Genomic DNA, 18,129 nt, shown 5'->3' with positions numbered 1-18,129 from the left:
TTGCCCAGCCTCAGAAGCCGATTTCCGGTCGGGTCACCATCAGCCAGAGAATGGCAAGCACCGCGCCAAAGGCTGGAAAACCGCAGGCAAACCAGATGCGGAAGAGGTGCTTTTCCTCGTCCGGCAACGGCGCTCCTTCACGCATCGCCTGTTGCGCCAGATCGCGCATGCGCATCTGGATCCAGACCACCGGCAGCCAGAAGGCGCCGGTGACGACATAAAGCAGCAACGAAAACACGATCCAGCCCTGCGTGAGGGGCCAGCCGATCTCGCGCGCCAGCAGAACGCCGGTGATCGGTTGGAATACGACTGCTGTTGCTGTGAAGATGGCGTCGGCAATCACGACGGTCCCGGCGACGCGAGCGACAATCTGGGGCTTGCCCGTCCGTTGTGCCATGAGCATGAAGAATGCGATGCCCGCACCAGTGCCGAACAGCACGGTGGCACCGATCACGTGCAGCCATCGCAATATATCGGCCCAGATGCTCATCGCTCTTCCAAAATCGCGAGGGCGACCAGGACGAGGCATAGCGCGGGCACGGCCTTCACCATTGCCCCGAGAGGATCAAGCCACAGGTCCGGCGCGAGCGCCGTCGCTGCCGCAAGATAAGACAAGGTGATGGCAATCATCGCCACCAACGCCGCGCGCGCGAAGGAACGCACGAGCACCGCGGCGCCGACCAGTATGTCGGCCACGCTTCCGACAAGCACCGCCCCCAGCGCGAGGGTTGGTGACAGGCCTCGCGAGACGAGAATGTCCGCGGCCGCATCGTGTCGAACGACCCCGACGATCCCGGAGGTCATCCAGAACATCGACACAACGGCAAACACGACCGGCTTCAGTAGCCAGAGGCGCGCGAACCATCGCTCCTGCACATGTGCGGGCATGGCCGCCAGCGTTGCTTCGAGCGCGCGGGGTGGATGGCCAGTAATCTCGGACCAGGTCTTGGCATCGCCGGTAATGCCTTTTTCGAGCGCTGCAAGTGCGGCACTGCGCAAGGGAGATCGCCACCCGAGCAGGCCAAGTCCATCGGCGACCGCGCCAGCGAACCGGCCGACTATCGCCGGCACCTCAACGACTGGCGCCTTGGGCAAGCCCAGCCAGGCACGGAATTCACGAAGGACCGCCGCAAGAGGTCTCGCCCGTTTCTCGACGAGATCGACTACCTGTGCGCGCGGCAGGCCGCCGGCGACGGCGCGGGATACTGCCTCGGCGACATCCGCCACCGATACCGTCTGGATTGGCCGATCAGCCAGCACGGCAGGCACAATGACGGGAGCCGCAGCAAGAGCACGCAACAAGGCCGTGCCGCCATAGGCGGCGGGTGCGATGACAAGACCCGGCCGCAGGATCGTCCAATCCAGGGACGATGAGGCAACGATGCGGTCGCCTTCCGCCTTGGTGCGGAAGAAGGCGTTGTCGGAATCGAGGTCTGCGCCGATCGCGGAAACCTGCACCAGCCGAGGCACACCGGCCTGCTCGCAAGCAGTGACCAGAGCGGCAACCGAACCCCGGTGGATCGCGTCCAGCTGGTCGCGGGGGCCATCCTGCAGAGCGCCGGCAGCGTTGACGACCGCTTCCACGTCGGCAAGCATAGGCATCCAATCCGTCGCGCAGAGCAGCCGCGACATATCGGCCGCGACCCAACGGACCTGCGGTTTTCGCCGCTGCGCCTGGCCGACGTCGCGACCGAGCCCGACAAGGTCGTGGCCGTCTTCGATCAATCGTTCAAGGACGGCTTCGCCTATCAGTCCGTAGCCGCCGAGAACAAGGATCTTCATCCGGCTTCAAGCGGCTTCGAGTGCAGCCCTCACCGCCGCGATCGCGTCGTCGGCCTTGGAGGCATCGGGGCCGCCGGCTTGGGCCATGTCGGGACGTCCGCCGCCGCCCTGCCCGCCAAGTGCAGCCGAGGCGACGCGAACGAGATCGATCGCGCTGAAGCGGTTGGTCAGGTCGTCGGTGACCGCAACCACCACGCTTGCCTTGTTGTCCTCGCCGGCGCCGACGAAGACGATGACACCGGAACCCAGTGTCTTCTTGCCGGCATCCGCCAGCGGCTTCAGGTCTTTCGGCGCGACGCCGCTGACCGCCTTGCCAAGGAAGCCGACGCCGGCCACCGTCTCGTTGGTGGCTGGAGCATCGGCTACGGCAGTGCCGCCGCCCAGCGCCAGCTTCTTGCGCGCCTCGCTCAATTCCTTCTCGAGCTTCTTGCGCTCCTCGAGCAGGGCTTCCACGCGCGCCGGCACATCGGCTGGCGAGATCTTCAGCGTCGCCGCCGCGGCCTTGAGGCGCCTGTCCTGCTCGTCGAGATGCCTGCGCGCGGCCTCGCCCGTCAGCGCCTCGATGCGGCGCACGCCGGCCGCGACGGCGCTATCCGACAGGATACGCACCAGGCCGATATCGCCGGTCGAGCGGACATGCGTGCCGCCGCAGAGCTCGACCGAGTACGGTCGGTTGGCCTTTGCGCCATGCAGGCCCGTGCCCATCGACACGACGCGCACCTCCTCTCCATACTTCTCGCCGAACAGCGCCATGGCGCCCTCGGCAATGGCGTCGTCGACCGACATCAGGCGCGTCGTCACCGGGCTGTTCTGCACGACAATCTCGTTCGCCATGCGTTCCACTTGCTCGAGGTCCTCGGACGGGATCGGCTTGTTGTGCGAAATGTCGAAGCGCAGCCGGTCGGGCGCGACCAGCGAGCCCTTTTGCGCCACATGGGTGCCCAGCACCTCGCGCAGCGCCTCATGGATCAGATGTGTCGCGGAATGGTTGGCCCGCAGCTTCGAGCGGCGCGCATGGTCGACCTTCAGCTCGACGGCGGCACCGGTCTTGACCGTGCCGTTCGCCACCTTGCCGAGATGGACGAACAGCCCGTCGGCTTTTCTCTGCGTGTCGGATACCTCGATGGAGAAGCCGTCGCCGGAGATCACGCCGGTGTCGCCCATCTGGCCGCCGGATTCGCCATAGAACGGCGTCTGGTTGACGACCACGGCGACCGCGTCGCCCTGGCCCGCGCTGTCGACGACCTTGCCGTCCTTGACCAGTGCCTGGATCAGGCCTTCCGCCTGCTCGGTCTCATAGCCGAGGAATTCGGTGGCGCCGGTTTGCTCCCGCACCGGGAACCACACCGTTTCGGTCGCGGCTTCGCCGGAACCCGCCCAATGCGCGCGCGCTTCCGCCTTCTGCCGCTCCATCGCAGCGGTGAAGCCGGCGAGATCGACCGAGATGTTGCGCTGGCGCAGCGCGTCCTGCGTAAGATCGAGCGGGAAGCCGTAAGTGTCGTAGAGCTTGAAGGCGGTCTCGCCGTCCAGCATGTCGCCGGCGCCGAGCGTCTCCGTCGCATCCGACAGAAGGCCGAGCCCGCGCACCAGCGTCTTGCGGAAGCGCGTCTCCTCGAGCTTCAACGTCTCAGTGATCAGCGCCTCGCCGCGGCTGAGCTCGGGATAGGCCTGGCCCATCTCGCGCACCAGCGCCGGAACCAGCTTCCACATAAGCGGCTCCTTGGCGCCGAGCAGCTGCGCATGGCGCATGGCGCGGCGCATGATGCGGCGAAGCACATAGCCGCGGCCCTCATTCGACGGCAGCACGCCGTCCGCGACCAGGAACGAAGTCGAGCGCACGTGATCCGCGATCACGCGGAACGAAGCGACGTTCTCCTGATTGTGACCGTGGCCGAGCACGGAGCATGTCGCATCGATCAGATGCCGGAACAGGTCGGTCTCGAAGACGCTGTCCACCCCCTGCAGGATGGAAGCCATGCGCTCCAGGCCCATGCCGGTGTCGATCGACGGCCGCGGCAGGTCGATGCGCTCTTCCTTCGTCACCTGCTCATACTGCATGAACACCAGGTTCCAGAATTCGAGGAACCGGTCGCCATCCTCTTCCGGGGTGCCGGGAGGACCGCCCCAGATATGCTCGCCGCGGTCGATGAAGATCTCCGAACACGGCCCGCAAGGCCCGGTGTCGCCCATCGCCCAGAAATTGTCCGACGTCGGGATGCGGATGATGCGATCGTCGGAGAAGCCGGCGATCTTCTTCCAGTAGCCGGCCGCCTCGTCATCGGTGTGATAGACGGTGACCAGCAGCTTGTCCTTGTTCAGCCCGAAATCCTTGGTGATCAGGTTCCAGGCAAGCTCGATCGCGCGCTCCTTGAAGTAGTCGCCGAACGAGAAATTGCCGAGCATCTCGAAGAAGGTGAGATGGCGCGCGGTGTAGCCGACATTGTCGAGGTCGTTGTGCTTGCCGCCGGCGCGCACGCTCTTCTGCGCCGTCGAGGCGCGCGAATAGGGCCGCTTCTCCAGCCCGGTGAAGACGTTCTTGAACTGCACCATGCCGGCGTTGGTGAACATCAACGTCGGGTCGTTGCGCGGCACCAGCGGGCTGGAGGCGACGATCTCGTGACCCTCCTTGCGGAAGTAGTCGAGGAATGTCGACCGGATGTCGTTCACGCCACTCATGGATACTGCCTTTTTCGCGAGAACCGCCGGACAGGCCGGCGGCAATATGGGCTCTGCACTGCAGAAGATAGATTGGCCTTTTAGCGGTAGCTCTTGACCCTGTCCAGAAACACGGATCGGGGCATGTCGCCCAAGGGTGAGCGGCGGTTTTGGGAAGACGACATGCACAAAACCAGGACGCAAAGCGCGTCGTCAGCGAAACGCGCTTTGGCCCAATTTTCCAACTGACGGCTCTTATCCGCGCCGCCCGCAAACGCAAACCGCCGGCACCAGGGCCGGCGGTTCGGAACACGGGATTACAGAACGCGATTACATAAGCACAGTTTAATACACCGGGATTGTGTCACCTACATGGCGCCGGCTTCGTCTCCGAAACCGTCGTCGCCACCTTCCGAGCCGCCATTCTCCAGGAATTTCTCGGCGATCAGCCCGGCATTTTGCCTCAGCGCGAGCTCGATCTCGCGCGCCGTGTCCGGATTGTCGCGCAGGAACAGTTTTGCGTTCTCGCGGCCCTGACCGAGACGCTGCGAATTGTAGGAGAACCAGGCGCCAGACTTCTCGACGACGCCAGCCTTGACGCCGAGATCGACGAGTTCGCCGGTCTTCGACACGCCCTCGCCATACATGATGTCGAACTCGACCACCTTGAAGGGCGGAGCCAGCTTGTTCTTGACCACCTTGACGCGGGTCTGGTTGCCGACGACCTCGTCGCGATCCTTGACCGAGCCGATGCGGCGGATGTCGAGGCGCACCGAGGCGTAGAATTTCAGCGCGTTGCCGCCCGTCGTCGTCTCCGGCGAACCGAACATGACGCCGATCTTCATGCGGATCTGGTTGATGAAGATGACCATGGTGTTGGAGCGCGAGATCGACGCGGTCAGCTTGCGCAGCGCCTGGCTCATCAGGCGGGCCTGAAGACCGGGAAGCGCATCGCCCATCTCGCCCTCGATTTCGGCGCGCGGCGTCAGCGCCGCGACCGAATCGACCACCAGCACGTCGATGGCGCCGGAACGCACCAGCGTGTCGCAGATCTCCAGCGCCTGCTCGCCCGTGTCGGGCTGCGAGATCAGGAGGTTTTCGAGATCGACGCCGAGCTTGCGGGCGTAGACGGGATCGAGCGCATGCTCGGCATCGACGAAGGCGCAGATGCCGCCCTTCTTCTGGGCTTCCGCAACCGTGTGCAGCGCCAGCGTCGTCTTGCCCGAGCTTTCCGGTCCGTAGATCTCGATGATGCGGCCGCGCGGCAGGCCGCCGACGCCGAGCGCGATGTCGAGGCCGAGCGAGCCGGTCGGCACGGTCTCGATCTCGACCACCTGCTCATTCTGGCCGAGCCGCATGATCGAGCCCTTGCCGAAAGCGCGCTCGATTTGCGACAGCGCCGCATCCAGAGCCTTTGATTTGTCCACTGCCTTATCCTCTACAAGCCGCAAAGTATTCTGAGCCATGATACATCACCCCTTGGTCGTCAATGAAGGCCGGACAATCCGTGATCCCTGCCGTTTTGTACCTTTTTTGTTCTCATTTGGCAAGGGGAGACAAATAGCTGAAAAACAATCAATATCTGGATTTGTTCTATCTTTGTCTCACTAAAGGTAGAGCGAACCAGGGCCATTGGTCAAAAGAGGCTTCCATATCCAGCGGCCCGAATCGCGCTCCCCGATTGCGGGGCGATGCGCCCAAACCTAGTGTGCGGACGCCAACAATCAACGAAGGCCATCTTAATCGCATGCCGACATCTCCAAGAATCCTGGCGCTGGGCGGCGCCCATATCGACCGGCGCGGCCAGGTCTCGGGCACTTACGTGCCCGCCGCCTCAAATCCCGGCATCATGCGCGAGGATGTCGGCGGCGGCGTTTTCAATGCGCTGCGCAGCGTGGTGAGGCGCGGCGTCTCGGCCTCGCTCATATCGGTGCGCGGCGGCGACGCGGCGGCGGAGACGGTGGCATCGGCGATCGCCGGAGCCGGCATCCTCGACCTCTCGGTGACATTCCTCGACCGCACAACGCCGAGCTACACGGCGCTGATCGACAGCGCGGGCGAGCTGATCGTCGGCTTTGCCGATATGGGCCTCTACGACCTCGCGTTTCCCAAGCAGCTCCGCCGCGCCAAGGTCCGCGAGGCGATCGCCGAGACGGACGCGATCCTGTGCGACGCAAACCTGCCGACGGCAGCACTCGAGCGTCTCGTGGCACTGACTGGCGACCGGCCGGTCTTTGCCATCGCCATCTCGCCGGCCAAGGTCGTGCGGCTGGAGCCGGTGCTCGGCAATTTGGCGCTTCTCTTCATGAACCGCCGCGAGGCCACGGCTCTCGCTCACGCCGAGCTGTCCGGGCATGACCTTGTCAAAGAGCTCAGGCGGACAGGGCTGAGAGCAGGTGTGGTAACGGCCGGCAGCGGCCCGGTTCTTGGCTTCGACCAGACGGGCGCCTTTGCCATCGACCCGCCGGCGCCGCGACGCATCGCCGATGTCACCGGCGCTGGCGATGCGCTTACCGGAGCCACGGTCGCCGCGATGTTGCGCGGCCTGCCCGTGCGGGCGGCCCTGCGGGAAGGTGTGGCTGCGGCAATGCTGGCCATCGAAAGCATGGACGCGGTGCCCTCCTTCACAGCGGCAAGCTTCGCCCAGGCGCTGGCCCTTGTGCCGGAGACGCGGGAAGTGGCATAGGGCCGCAAGCTCATTGTGCCGGAGCGTCTTGCTCCGGATCGGAGACAGACATGACGCCCGAAACAGCCCGCCCCTTCATCGACATTCACTCGCCAGTGGCCGAAGCGCTCGCCGCCGGGCGGCCTGTGGTGGCGCTGGAAAGCACCATCATCACGCATGGCATGCCCTACCCCGACAATGGCGCCATGGCAGCCAAGGTCGAGCAGATCATCGTGGACGGCGGCGCCGTTCCGGCGACGATCGCCGTGGTCAACGGCCGCATCAAGATCGGGCTGTCGGACGGCGAGCGTGAATCGCTCGCCATGACCGGCGGCGCCATGAAGCTCTCGCGCGCCGATATCGGCTTTGCCGTCGCCCAAGCGCGCACCGGCGGCACCACCGTGGCCGCCACGATGATCGCCGCTCACATGGCCGGCATAAGGGTGTTCGCCACCGGCGGCATCGGCGGCGTCCATAAGGGCGCGGAGAAGAGTTTTGATATTTCGGCCGATCTCGACGAACTGGCGCGCACGCCTGTTATCGTCGTCTCGGCCGGCGCCAAGGCGATCCTCGACATCGAAAAGACGTTGGAAGTGCTGGAAACGCGCGGCGTCCCGGTCATCGGCCATGGTTGCGAGATGATGCCGGCCTTTTGGTCGAGGCAATCGCCATTCCGTGCGCCTTTGACGCTTCACACAGCTGAAGACATCGCGCATTTCTACCGGACGCGCCAGGTCCTGGGCCTGGGCGGCGGCATCCTGGTCGCCAATCCGGTGCCGCAGAACGACGAAATCCCGGCGGCTGAGATGGACTTCTATATCCAGGCTGCCCAGAAGGCGGCCGAGGCGCTGAATGTCACCGGCAAGGCGGTGACGCCTTTCCTGCTGTCGAAGATCCTCGAACTGACCGGCGGCCGCAGCCTCAAGACCAACATCGCGCTGGTCGAGAACAATGCTCGGCTGGCGGCGGAGATTGCGAAGGCATTGTAGCCCTAGCCATTCGCCCGTCGCCCCGCCTCATAGGCGCGCCGCGCCCAGACGGCCATTTCATCGGGATCGTCGAAGGCGCTGTCGGGAGTGCTCCAATAGGGCATAGCCACCTCCTTGCCATGCCGCGAACCGGTATAGGTCCACCGGCTGCAGCCGGCGGCCTCGAAATCGGGGATGCTTTCTTCGTCTGCCTTGAGCATCAGCTCACCGCGAACGACGACCGCGACGATGACGCCGTCGCAATAGATGCCTTTGCCGCCGAACAGCTTTCGAATGCTGATCGGCCCCAGGCTTTCGAAAAGTTCCTCTATGCGTTCATTGTCCATGGGGCGATGATGTCACCTGCTTTCGGCCTTGTCATCGCCGCAGCCAAACCATGCTGACAGGTCGAGAGACGAGAAATTCTGGAGGATCCGCCATGCCTGTCCTGCTCAAAGGCTCCTGCCGCTGCGGCGCCGTCGAATTCGCGGTGGAAAGCCACACACCGGTGCCGTTCATGCTCTGCTATTGCTCGATCTGCCGCAAGCAGCAGGGCGGCGGCGGTTTTGCCATCAATCTCGGCGCCGATTACGAGACGATGAAGGTCAAGGGCAAACGCAGCCTCGGCGTCTATCGCGCCGAGATCGAGGACGATGAGCATCCGCATTGCGACGTCTCGACCGGCGAGCGCAATTTTTGCAGGAAATGCGGCGCGGCGCTCTGGCTCTACGACCCGACATGGCCGGACCTCGTCCACCCCTTCGCCTCGGCCATCGACAGCGATCTGCCGAAGCCGCCGGAAAAGGTGCATCTGATGCTGAAATACAAGGCGAACTGGGTCGAGCCGGTGATCGGGAGGCAAGACAAGGTGTTCGACGTCTATCCGGAGGAATCGATCGCCGACTGGCACAAGCGCACGGGCATGTGGGTGGATTAGCTCTCTTCTCCCCGTTTCACGAGGAGAAGATGCCAGCAGGCAGATGAGGGGCGGCGCAAACTTTGGAATGTGAAGACAGATAGGTCGGCGCTGCCCCTCATCCGACCCTTCACCTTCTCCCCGTAAACGGGGCGAAGGACGAACTCAGGAGGCCCGCGCCTCGGCTAGCGCCTTGAGATCAGCCGGTTTCAGCTCGACGGATTCGCCGCAACCGCAGGCCGAGCTCTGGTTCGGATTCTTGAAGGTAAAGCCGGTGCGCAGAGTCGTCTGTTCGAAATCCATCTCGGTGCCGAACAGGAAGAGCGCCGCCTCCGGCGCGACATAGACATGCGCGCCGTCGCGTTCGATGTGATCGTCCTTGGTGTTCGGCTCGGTCACCAGATCGACCGTGTATTCCATGCCGGCGCAGCCGCCCTTCTTGATGCCGAGGCGGATGCCATGCGCGTTGTCACGGGTGGCAACGATCTCGCGCACCCGCTCAGCGGCCTTTTCGGTCATCGTGATGACGGCGAAGCGTCCCATGTCATTCTCCACGTTCGCGCAGGTTCAAGGCCCGCGGAATGAGTCTGCCCTTAAGATGGTGAAATTTCAGCTTTGCTTCAAGCCAATGAATCTTGCCAGGCCGATAGCTCAATACCACCCGACCGCGACCTGCGCCTCTTCAGACATGCGCTCGGGTGTCCATGGCGGATCGAACACCATGCTGACCTCCACGCCCGAAACGCCTTCGACGGCGCCGACGGCGTTCTCCACCCAGCCCGGCATCTCGCCAGCCACCGGGCAGCCCGGCGCGGTCAGCGTCATGTCGATCTTGACCGAGCGGTCGTCCTCGATGTCGATCTTGTAGACCAGGCCGAGTTCATAGATGTCGGCCGGAATTTCCGGGTCATAGACCGTCTTCAGCGCCGACACGATGTCGTCGGTCAGCCGCGCCAATTCGTCGGCCGGGATAGCCGAGGCCGAAACGACGCCGTTCGCGGATTCCGGAGCGGTCTCTGCTGTGTTCACGTCTTCCATGCTCGTCACCCGAAGAACTTCCGCGCCTTCTCCAACGCATCGGCCAAAGCGTCGACTTCGGCCCTGGTATTATACATGCCGAAGGATGCCCTGCATGTGGAGGTCACGCCGAAGCGTTTCAACAGCGGCTGCGCGCAATGCGTGCCCGCGCGGACAGCCACACCTTGTCTATCGATCAGCATCGACACGTCATGGGCATGAATGCCCTGCAATTCGAACGAGATGATGGCGCCCTTGCCGGGCGCGTCGCCGAAGATGCGTAGCGAATTGATGGCGCGCAGCCGCTCATGCGCGTAGGTCTTGAGGTCCGCCTCGTGGGCGGCGATGCGCTCGCGGCCTACCTTTTCCATGTATTCGAGCGCCGCACCCAGGCCGATCGCCTGCACGATCGGCGGCGTGCCGGCCTCGAAACGATGCGGCGGCTCGTTGTAGGTGACGAGGTCCTCCGTCACCTCCTCGATCATCTCGCCGCCGCCCATGAAGGGCCGCATCTGGTCCAGCAGGTGCTTCTTGCCGTAGAGCACGCCGATGCCCGACGGGCCGTAGACCTTGTGCCCGGTGAAGACGAAGAAATCGCAGTCGAGGTCCTGCACGTCGATCGGCATATGCACGGCGCTCTGGCTGCCGTCGACCAGCACCGGAATGCCGCGCGCATGCGCGATGCGCACGATCTCCTTGATCGGCGTCACCGTGCCCAGCGCGTTGGACATGTGGGTGATGGCGACGAGCTTTGTGCGCGAGGTCAGCCGATTTTCGAATTCCTCGATGTGGAAAGCGCCGAGATCGTCGACCGGCACCCACACCAGCTTCGCGCCCTGCCGTTCGCGGATGAAATGCCAGGGCACGATGTTCGAGTGGTGCTCCATGATCGAGAGCACGATCTCGTCGCCCTCGCCGATCTTCGGCATGCCGTAGCCATAGGCGACCGTGTTGATCGCCGAGGTGGTGTTGGAGGTGAAGACGATGTTGTCGGTCCCCGGCGCGTTGAGGAAGCGGCGCACCGTCTCGCGCGCCTTCTCATAGGCGTCGGTCGCGGCATTCGACAGGAAATGCAGGCCGCGGTGAACGTTGGCGTATTCCTGGCTATAGGCGTGCTGGATCGTGTCGAGCACCGCCTGCGGCTTCTGCGCCGAGGCGCCGTTGTCGAGATAGACCAGCGGCTTGCCGTAGACCTGGCGCGACAGGATCGGGAAGTCGCGGCGGATCGCCTCGACGTCGTAGGGGGCGGTTTCGATCTTCTGGTCCATTTCGAAATCCTTGCCGGCCGGGGCCGCGATCCTCAACCCCTCACCCGTGCGTCAAAAACCAGCCGTCGAGCCGCGCCTCGAGCGCGTCGACCAGCGCCTCGTCGTCCAGTTCTTCGATCACCTCCGCCACGAATGCCTTCACCAGCAGGCCACGCGCGGTCTTCTCTTCGATGCCGCGCGCCATCAGGTAGAACAGATGGTTGTGGTTGATCTCGGTGACCGTGGCGCCATGGCCGCAGACGACGTCGTCAGCGAAAATCTCAAGTTCCGGCTTGGTCGAGAACTCGCCGTCGTCCGACAGAAGCAGCGTGTTGCAGGCCATCTTGGCGTTGGTCTTCTGCGCGTATTGATGCACGTTGATGCGGCCCTGGAACACGCCGCGCGCCTTGCCGGTCACAACGTTGCGGATCACTTCCGTCGAGGCGGTGTGCGGCACGGCATGGTCGAGCACCATCGTGGTGTCGGTATGCGTGTCGCCGGCGAGAAGATTGATGCCGCGCAGCTTGAAGTCGGCGCCTTCGCCGGTCGTCCTGACGACGACCTCCTGGCGCACCAGCTTGCCGCCCGCATTCATGATGAACAGCGTCAGCTTCGCATCCTTGCCGATATGCGCCTTGAACTGCGCCAGATGCGTAGCCGTGTCCGGCTGCTCCTGAACGATCAGCCAGGTCACCTCGGCGCCGTCGCCGACAACCAATTGGCTGACCGAACTGACAAGCGCGTCGCCGCCCTCGCCAGTCTGGCGCTCGACGATGGCGGCCTTGGCACCGGCGCCGACCCGCGTCAGCAGCCGCACATGCACCTGCCCGCCGGCCTGCAGGTTCTGCAGCTCGATCGGCTTTTCCAATTGGGTGCCTTCGGCGATGTCGACGAAATAGCCGTCGGCGACGAAGGCGGTGTTCAGCGCGCCGATCGCATCATCGCTGCCATAAGGATCAAGCCCGGGCGCGACGCTGCCATCGGTCAGCTTTTCCGACAGGCGCTGCACCGTGACGCCTTCGATCTCCGGCACCTTGGTGTTGGAAACCCCGTTCATCACCGGCAGCACCGCGGAGCCGTCGAGAACCGGCTCGAGCACCTTTGCAACGGCGTCGGCCTCGAAGCCAGGCACCGAGGTCAGCAAGCGGCGCAGATCCGTATAGTGCCAGGATTCGACGCGCCGGGTCGGCAGGCCGTGCTTGATCGCCTCGATCGCGTCGTCGCGCTTCAGCATCACCGCGCCGTCACCCGGCAGCAGCGATAGCCGCTCGCCGAAGGCATCGATCAGCGCCGTCTCGGCCAATGTGCGCTGGGGCTGTGCGTGCATGTTCATTGCTCTCGCCTCATTTGCGCCCATTTCACGCGGCTTGGCCGATCACGCCGGCATAGCCGTTGGCTTCAAGGTCGAGCGCCAGCGACTTGTCGCCCGACTTGATAACCTGGCCCCTGTAAAGCACATGCACGCTGTCCGGCACGATGTGCTCCAACAGCCGCTGGTAGTGGGTGATCACGACGATGGCCCGGTCGGGCGAGCGCAGCGCATTGACGCCGTCCGAGACGATCTTCAGCGCGTCGATGTCGAGGCCGGAATCGGTCTCGTCCAGCACGCAGAGTTTCGGCTCCAGCAGCTTCATCTGCAGGATCTCGGCGCGCTTCTTCTCGCCGCCGGAGAAGCCTACATTGAGCGGCCGCTTCAGCATGTTCATGTCCATGTTGAGTGAGGCGGCGGCATCCTTCACGCGCTTCAGGAAATCCGGGATCTTCAGCGGCTCCTGGTCGCGCGCCTTGCGCTGCTCGTTCATCGCCACTTTCAGGAATTCCATGGTCGCGACGCCCGGTATCTCCATCGGATACTGGAACGCGAGGAAGATGCCGGCGGTGGCGCGTTCGGCCGGATCCATTTCGAGGATCGACTGGCCGTTATAGAGGATGTCGCCTTCGGTGACCTCGTAGTCCTCGCGACCGGCGAGGATGTAGGACAGCGTCGACTTGCCCGAACCGTTCGGGCCCATGATGGCGGCGACCTCGCCGGCTTTGACCGTCAAGTTCAGGCCACGGATGATCTCGGTGCCGTCCTCGACGATGCGGGCATGCAAATTCTTGATCTCAAGCATATCTTTTTCCTGAATATCTTTTTGCGGTCAGCCGACCGAACCCTCAAGGCTGATGCCGATCAGCTTCTGCGCCTCGACAGCGAACTCCATCGGCAGCTGCTGGATGACGTCCTTGACGAAGCCGTTGACGATCAGCGCGATCGCCTCTTCCTCGGGAATGCCGCGCTGCATGACGTAGAACTTCTGGTCCTCGGAGATCTTCGACGTCGTCGCCTCGTGCTCGAACTTCGCCGTCGCGTTCTTGGCTTCCATGTAAGGCACGGTGTGCGCGCCGCACTGGTCGCCGATCAGCAGCGAGTCGCAATTGGTGAAGTTGCGGGCGTTGGTCGCCTTGCGGTGCGCCGAGACCTGGCCGCGATAGGTGTTCTGCGAGAAGCCGGCGGCGATGCCCTTGGAGATGATACGGCTCGACGTGTTCTTGCCGAGATGGATCATCTTGGTGCCGCTGTCGACCTGCTGATAGCCGTTCGACACTGCGATCGAATAGAACTCGCCGCTGGAATCGTCGCCGCGCAGGATGCAGCTCGGATATTTCCAGGTGATCGCCGAGCCGGTCTCGACCTGCGTCCAGGAGATCTTCGAACGATCGCCACGGCAGTCGCCGCGCTTGGTGACGAAATTGTAGATGCCGCCCTTGCCTTCGGCGTCGCCGGGGTACCAGTTCTGCACCGTCGAATATTTGATCTCGGCGTCGTCCAGCGCGATCAGTTCCACGACGGCCGCGTGCAGCTGGTTCTCGTCGCGCTGCGGCGCCGTGCAGCCTTCAAGGTAGGAGACATAGGCCCCCTCCTCGGCGATGATCAGCGTGCGCTCGAATTGGCCGGTGTTCTTCTCGTTGATGCGGAAATAGGTCGACAGCTCCATCGGGCAGCGCACGCCCTTCGGCACGAAGACGAAGGAGCCGTCGGTGAACACCGCCGAATTCAGCGTGGCGTAGAAATTGTCGGTGGTCGGCACGACCGAGCCCAGATATTTCTGAACCAGCTCAGGATGCTCGCGGATGGCTTCCGAGATCGAGCAGAATATGACGCCGGCCTCGGCCAGTTCCTTCTTGAAGGTGGTGACGACGGAAACGGAATCGAACACGGCGTCGACCGCCACGCGGCCCGACTTGTAGACGTTGTCGTTGGCTTCCTCCAGTTCCGAGGCGTCTTCCTTCTGCACGCCGGCGAGGATCTCCTGCTCCCTCAGTGGAATGCCGAGCTTCTCATAGACCTTCAGCAGTTCGGGATCGACCTCGTCCAGCGACTTCGGACCCGGCGTGCTCTTCGGCGCGGCGTAGTAGTGGATGTCCTGGAAGTCGATCTTCGGATAATTGACGCGCGCCCAGGTCGGCTCTTCCAGCGTCAGCCAGCGGCGATAGGCGTCCAGACGCCATTCCAGCATCCAGTCCGGCTCGTTCTTCTTTTCAGAGATCAGGCGAATAATATCTTCGCTCAGGCCCTTTGGGGCCTTGTCCATCTCGATCTCTGTCTGGAAACCGTATTTATACTGGTCGACGTCGATCTTTCGAACCCGATCGATCGTCTCCTGCACAGCAGGCATAAGCGTTCTCCATCCACGCCGGGGTCAAGGCCCGGCAGTTTTCAAACTATGGCACCGCAGGGCAACCGAGAGGCACCCGGGCGGAGTAAGCTCCATATAGTGCGTCTCCACCGGGAATTCACCCGGCCAGGCAGAAACGCACGGCTCTACCAGGCCACCAGGCCCGAATTCCTATTTCAGCGCCGGCATTTCGAGACCCGCAAATGGCCTCCATGCAACGCTTTGCCGCACTTCAGGCGGCCTTTTCCTTGCCGGCCTTGTCCCGGCCGGCTTGCCGCGCGGCGATGTCCGCCAAGGCAGTCCGGAACAAGGCCACTTCTTCCGCGCTCGTCGCCGCGCCGATCGAAACCCGCAGCGCGCCGAGGCTGTCGCCGTGCCCCATTGCTTTCAGGACATGGCTCGGTCCGACTTTTCCAGACGAGCAGGCGGAACCCGCCGACAGCGCCACGCCGGCAAGATCAAAGGCGATCTGCGCCGTCTCGGCCTTGACGCCCGCAATAGCGAAGAATGTCGTATTGGCAAGCCTCGGCGCGCCATTTCCGAAAATTTCCGCATCCGGCGTCAATTCCCGCACAATCGCCTCGATGGCATCGCGCCGACGCGCGACGGCACGCATGGCGTTCAAGCCGGCGAACGCGACCCGCGCGGCGGCGCCGAAGCCGGCAATGCCGGCAAGGTTCTCGGTGCCGGCGCGATGGCCCTTCTCCTGGCCGCCGCCGTTGACCAGCGGCTTCGGCATCATCAGGTCGGATGCAGCGACGATGGCGCCGACACCCTTCGGGCCGCCGATCTTGTGCGAGGACAGGATCAGGTAATCGGCATAACCGGCCGACATATCGATCGGAATCCGGCCCGCCGCCTGCACGGCGTCGACGATCAGCACGCCGCCAGCAGCCTTGACGATCTCGGCGATGCGGCCGATCGGCTGGATCACCCCGGTCTCGTTGTTGGCGGCATGGATCGCTACCAGGGGCAGGCCGTCGGCCTTGTCATGCGCGGCCAATGCCTTGGTCAGCGCATCGAGATCGGCAATGCCATTTCGGTCGACGCCGGTCCGCGTCACCTGCCCCGCCGCAAACCGCCCGCCGCCTAAGATGCAGGGATGGTCGGCCTCCGAGACATAGAGATGGCTCATCCGAACGGCGCCGCGACCCATCTGCCAGTCGGAGGTCAGCAGCGTCGATGCAGCCTCCGTCGCGCCTGAGGTGAACACGACATGTTCCGGCCTTGCGTTGACCAGCCTCGCCACATCGCGCCGGCCATCCTCGATCAGCCGCCGCGCTGCGCGGCCCTCGCTATGAACCGACGACGGATTGCCGGCGACATCGAGCGCAGCGACCATCGCCGCCCGCGATTCCGCGATGAGCGGCGCGCTGGCGTTGTAGTCGAGATAGGCGCGGGTTGCGGCCATTTTCCTTCGGTCGATCCTGTCAGCAGCCATTCCGCGAGGATGGAGCGTTATTTCCTTGAAATCACAAGGCAAGCCGTCCTATTTACGCGGCTTGCGGCGCGGGCGGACGGACGGATGTGTTCGGCCACCCAGTTTTGAACAATTCTAAACTAGCTTCTAGGAAGACGCTTGCCCGGCGTCAAGGCCACAGTCGGGCCACAGAAGAGTTCCGGGCCTGCGCCTTCGTATGCCACGTGGAGTGTTTTATGCCTGAGGTCATTTTCGCCGGTCCGGCCGGTCGCTTGGAAGGTCGTTACCAGCCGTCCAAGGAAAAGAGCGCGCCGATCGCCATCGTGCTGCATCCGCACCCGCAATTCGGCGGCACGATGAACAACAAGATCGTCTACGACCTCTTCTACATGTTCCAGAAGCGGAATTTCACCACGCTTCGCTTCAATTTCCGCGGCATCGGCCGCAGCCAGGGCGAGTTCGACCACGGCACCGGCGAACTTTCGGACGCGGCCGCCGCACTTGACTGGGTGCAGTCGCTGCATCCGGATTCCAAAAGCTGCTGGGTCGCCGGCTATTCGTTCGGATCGTGGATCGGCATGCAGCTCCTGATGCGTCGTCCCGAGATCGAAGGCTTCATCTCGGTCGCGCCGCAGCCCAACACCTACGATTTCTCCTTCCTCGCGCCCTGCCCCTCGTCGGGCCTGATCATCCACGGCGATGCCGACAAGGTTGCGCCGCCGAAGGACGTGCAGGCGCTGGTCGACAAGCTGCACACGCAAAAGGGCATCACCATCACGCAGAAGACGCTGTCGGGCGCCAACCATTTCTTCGCCAACGACACCGAACTGCTGATCGAGGAATGCGCCGACTATCTCGACCGGCGGCTGGCCGGCGAATTGGCCGATCCGAGGCCGAAGCGGCTGAGATAGGTTTTCGGGCCCTCAGGGCTCCTCCAGGGGTAGCTGGCCGACAGATGCTCGCGGCTCTATCACGCCAGCGATGTTTTTCTCTTCGACCTGTTGGGCCATCGCAGCCGGAAGGTGCGCTTGGACACCGGCCTTGCCGAAGACGGCCGGCGGAAGATGAAACCCAGCCGCGCGAACACCAGCCCTGACGCAATCGCGAAGGCGAGGCCAAGCCCGAAGCCGGCCACCGTGTCGCTCGGATAGTGCGCGCCGACGAAGACGCGCGTCGAGGCAATGCAGGCGGTGGCTGCCAGCGCGATATGCCAGCGCCTCGGGAAGAGAAGCAGCAGGACACCAAAAACCGCGCCCATTGTCGTGGCATGACCAGAAGGAAAGCCTGCAAAGCGCGCGTCCATGGCGAAGGGATGCAGCGACAGCACCCCAAAACTGTCGAAATAAAGCGGCCGCGCGCGGCCGATGCCGTATTTCAAAAGATTGACCGCGAGCCCGGAAAGTCCGACGGCGCAAAGCACCAGGAAAGCCAGGCAGGTCCAGTTGTAGACGAACAGGCGCGACTGGCGCGAAAGGCTCCGCCAGTCCGTCAGATTGGCCGCCACGAGGCAGAGCGCCGCGGGGATGAGATACCAGCCGCCGAGGCCGAAATCCGTGAAGAAATCGGTGACGTGGACGAAGCTCGGGCCCCACCCTGCGCGAAGCCTGCCGGCGCCGCTGTCGAGCATGAGGCCGACAGCAACGGCCAACAGAAGCCATCCTGCCACCCAAACGAGCCACGGAATCTCAGGATAGCGCGCCCGGCGCACGGCAAAACGCCGCCTCACGATCGCGATCGTATCGACAAGATTGCCGAGCGAGCGGCGGTAGAGGGTGACGGCGGACATGGCCGACGCAGAGC

17 protein-coding genes are annotated in these 18,129 nt (G+C 63.8%); 4 read left to right on the top strand and 13 right to left on the bottom strand.

Translation table 11 applies throughout. From position 1 onward, the window contains the following. Window positions 1-10: 10 nt before the first annotated feature. From EJ074_RS28870 to recA, 4 genes are all read right to left on the bottom strand, one after another. Window positions 11-490, bottom strand: a complete 480-nt coding sequence (locus EJ074_RS28870; protein WP_095806040.1) for a DUF2269 domain-containing protein — start codon at window positions 488-490, stop codon at window positions 11-13. Then, a complete protein-coding gene (locus EJ074_RS28865; protein ID WP_129553933.1) occupies window positions 487-1,782 on the bottom strand; it encodes an SDR family oxidoreductase in 1,296 nt (431 codons plus the stop codon). Before EJ074_RS28865 ends, EJ074_RS28870 begins: the two co-directional genes overlap by 4 nt. A 6-nt stretch (window positions 1,783-1,788) precedes the next feature. Then, window positions 1,789-4,458 carry an alanine--tRNA ligase gene (alaS, locus tag EJ074_RS28860; protein WP_129553932.1) on the bottom strand — a complete coding sequence of 890 codons (2,670 nt, stop codon included), beginning with the start codon at window positions 4,456-4,458 and terminating at the stop codon, window positions 1,789-1,791. Between the two features lie 347 nt (window positions 4,459-4,805). Beyond that, window positions 4,806-5,903 (bottom strand): recombinase RecA, encoded by a 1,098-nt coding sequence (gene recA / locus EJ074_RS28855; RefSeq protein WP_095806043.1) that lies wholly within the window; start codon window positions 5,901-5,903, stop codon window positions 4,806-4,808. Between the two features lie 281 nt (window positions 5,904-6,184). Between recA and EJ074_RS28850 the strand changes: the two genes are divergently transcribed. Together EJ074_RS28850 and EJ074_RS28845 are read left to right on the top strand one after the other, a co-directional pair. Then, a complete protein-coding gene (locus EJ074_RS28850) occupies window positions 6,185-7,123 on the top strand; it encodes a carbohydrate kinase family protein (RefSeq protein WP_095806044.1) in 939 nt (312 codons plus the stop codon). A 50-nt stretch (window positions 7,124-7,173) separates the two neighbouring features. Further along, window positions 7,174-8,091 (top strand): pseudouridine-5'-phosphate glycosidase, encoded by a 918-nt coding sequence (locus EJ074_RS28845; protein WP_095806045.1) that lies wholly within the window; start codon window positions 7,174-7,176, stop codon window positions 8,089-8,091. 2 nt (window positions 8,092-8,093) lie between these two features. On the opposite strand, the gene EJ074_RS28840 is transcribed toward EJ074_RS28845, so the two are convergent. After that, the gene (locus EJ074_RS28840) at window positions 8,094-8,417 is read right to left on the bottom strand and encodes a TfoX/Sxy family protein (protein ID WP_095806046.1); all 324 of its coding nucleotides are present in this window, start codon (window positions 8,415-8,417) and stop codon (window positions 8,094-8,096) included. A gap of 92 nt (window positions 8,418-8,509) precedes the next feature. Here EJ074_RS28840 and EJ074_RS28835 point away from each other — a divergent pair, with 92 nt between their 5' ends. Next, window positions 8,510-9,007, top strand: coding sequence for a GFA family protein (locus EJ074_RS28835; RefSeq protein ID WP_095806047.1), 498 nt, complete (start codon window positions 8,510-8,512; stop codon window positions 9,005-9,007). Between the two features lie 144 nt (window positions 9,008-9,151). On the opposite strand, the gene sufA is transcribed toward EJ074_RS28835, so the two are convergent. The 7 genes from sufA to EJ074_RS28800 all read right to left on the bottom strand — a co-directional run bounded on the left by sufA (window position 9,152) and on the right by EJ074_RS28800 (window position 16,320). Continuing rightward, on the bottom strand, window positions 9,152-9,529 hold the full coding sequence (gene sufA / locus EJ074_RS28830; protein WP_095806166.1) for a Fe-S cluster assembly scaffold SufA: 378 nt from the start codon (window positions 9,527-9,529) through the stop codon (window positions 9,152-9,154). A gap of 108 nt (window positions 9,530-9,637) precedes the next feature. Then, entirely contained in the window at window positions 9,638-10,024 is a 387-nt protein-coding gene (locus EJ074_RS28825) for an SUF system Fe-S cluster assembly protein (protein WP_095806048.1), read from the bottom strand. A gap of 5 nt (window positions 10,025-10,029) precedes the next feature. Then, window positions 10,030-11,271 carry a cysteine desulfurase gene (locus tag EJ074_RS28820; RefSeq protein WP_095806167.1) on the bottom strand — a complete coding sequence of 414 codons (1,242 nt, stop codon included), beginning with the start codon at window positions 11,269-11,271 and terminating at the stop codon, window positions 10,030-10,032. A 40-nt stretch (window positions 11,272-11,311) separates the two neighbouring features. Further along, window positions 11,312-12,583, bottom strand: coding sequence for a Fe-S cluster assembly protein SufD (gene sufD, locus EJ074_RS28815; RefSeq protein WP_095806168.1), 1,272 nt, complete (start codon window positions 12,581-12,583; stop codon window positions 11,312-11,314). Window positions 12,584-12,608: 25 nt separating this feature from the next. Then, on the bottom strand, window positions 12,609-13,364 hold the full coding sequence (sufC, locus tag EJ074_RS28810; RefSeq protein WP_095806049.1) for a Fe-S cluster assembly ATPase SufC: 756 nt from the start codon (window positions 13,362-13,364) through the stop codon (window positions 12,609-12,611). A gap of 27 nt (window positions 13,365-13,391) precedes the next feature. Next, window positions 13,392-14,909: a Fe-S cluster assembly protein SufB gene (sufB, locus tag EJ074_RS28805; RefSeq protein ID WP_095806050.1), complete on the bottom strand. Its 1,518-nt coding sequence runs from the start codon at window positions 14,907-14,909 to the stop codon at window positions 13,392-13,394. A gap of 232 nt (window positions 14,910-15,141) precedes the next feature. Continuing rightward, a complete protein-coding gene (locus EJ074_RS28800) occupies window positions 15,142-16,320 on the bottom strand; it encodes a cysteine desulfurase family protein (RefSeq protein ID WP_095806169.1) in 1,179 nt (392 codons plus the stop codon). A gap of 245 nt (window positions 16,321-16,565) precedes the next feature. On the opposite strand from EJ074_RS28800, the gene EJ074_RS28795 reads away from it, so the two are divergent. Then, window positions 16,566-17,240 (top strand): alpha/beta hydrolase, encoded by a 675-nt coding sequence (locus EJ074_RS28795; protein WP_095806051.1) that lies wholly within the window; start codon window positions 16,566-16,568, stop codon window positions 17,238-17,240. A gap of 59 nt (window positions 17,241-17,299) precedes the next feature. Here EJ074_RS28795 and EJ074_RS28790 read toward each other — a convergent pair whose 3' ends face one another. Then, window positions 17,300-18,115, bottom strand: a complete 816-nt coding sequence (locus EJ074_RS28790; protein WP_095806052.1) for a phosphatase PAP2 family protein — start codon at window positions 18,113-18,115, stop codon at window positions 17,300-17,302. Window positions 18,116-18,129: the final 14 nt, after the last annotated feature.

Source organism: Mesorhizobium sp. M3A.F.Ca.ET.080.04.2.1, assembly GCF_003952525.1.
Lineage (GTDB): Bacteria > Pseudomonadota > Alphaproteobacteria > Rhizobiales > Rhizobiaceae > Mesorhizobium.
Note: the sequence above shows the minus strand (reverse complement) of the source record. Positions and strands in the feature narration are given on the sequence as shown.

Excerpts from the sequence above, each read along its gene's own strand:
- EJ074_RS28845 (WP_095806045.1), top strand. The coding sequence starts at position 7,174 with ATGACGCCCGAAACAGCCCGCCCCTTCATCGACATTCACTCGCCAGTG.
- EJ074_RS28795 (WP_095806051.1), top strand. The coding sequence starts at position 16,566 with ATGCCTGAGGTCATTTTCGCCGGTCCGGCCGGTCGCTTGGAAGGTCGT.
- EJ074_RS28865 (WP_129553933.1), bottom strand. The coding sequence starts at position 1,782 with ATGAAGATCCTTGTTCTCGGCGGCTACGGACTGATAGGCGAAGCCGTC.
- recA (WP_095806043.1), bottom strand. The coding sequence starts at position 5,903 with ATGGCTCAGAATACTTTGCGGCTTGTAGAGGATAAGGCAGTGGACAAA.
- EJ074_RS28790 (WP_095806052.1), bottom strand. The coding sequence starts at position 18,115 with ATGTCCGCCGTCACCCTCTACCGCCGCTCGCTCGGCAATCTTGTCGAT.
- alaS (WP_129553932.1), bottom strand. The coding sequence starts at position 4,458 with ATGAGTGGCGTGAACGACATCCGGTCGACATTCCTCGACTACTTCCGC.
- sufB (WP_095806050.1), bottom strand. The coding sequence starts at position 14,909 with ATGCCTGCTGTGCAGGAGACGATCGATCGGGTTCGAAAGATCGACGTC.
- EJ074_RS28840 (WP_095806046.1), bottom strand. The coding sequence starts at position 8,417 with ATGGACAATGAACGCATAGAGGAACTTTTCGAAAGCCTGGGGCCGATC.
- sufA (WP_095806166.1), bottom strand. The coding sequence starts at position 9,529 with ATGGGACGCTTCGCCGTCATCACGATGACCGAAAAGGCCGCTGAGCGG.
- EJ074_RS28870 (WP_095806040.1), bottom strand. The coding sequence starts at position 490 with ATGAGCATCTGGGCCGATATATTGCGATGGCTGCACGTGATCGGTGCC.
- EJ074_RS28800 (WP_095806169.1), bottom strand. The coding sequence starts at position 16,320 with ATGGCCGCAACCCGCGCCTATCTCGACTACAACGCCAGCGCGCCGCTC.
- EJ074_RS28850 (WP_095806044.1), top strand. The coding sequence starts at position 6,185 with ATGCCGACATCTCCAAGAATCCTGGCGCTGGGCGGCGCCCATATCGAC.
- EJ074_RS28820 (WP_095806167.1), bottom strand. The coding sequence starts at position 11,271 with ATGGACCAGAAGATCGAAACCGCCCCCTACGACGTCGAGGCGATCCGC.
- EJ074_RS28835 (WP_095806047.1), top strand. The coding sequence starts at position 8,510 with ATGCCTGTCCTGCTCAAAGGCTCCTGCCGCTGCGGCGCCGTCGAATTC.
- sufD (WP_095806168.1), bottom strand. The coding sequence starts at position 12,583 with ATGAACATGCACGCACAGCCCCAGCGCACATTGGCCGAGACGGCGCTG.
- sufC (WP_095806049.1), bottom strand. The coding sequence starts at position 13,364 with ATGCTTGAGATCAAGAATTTGCATGCCCGCATCGTCGAGGACGGCACC.
- EJ074_RS28825 (WP_095806048.1), bottom strand. The coding sequence starts at position 10,024 with ATGGAAGACGTGAACACAGCAGAGACCGCTCCGGAATCCGCGAACGGC.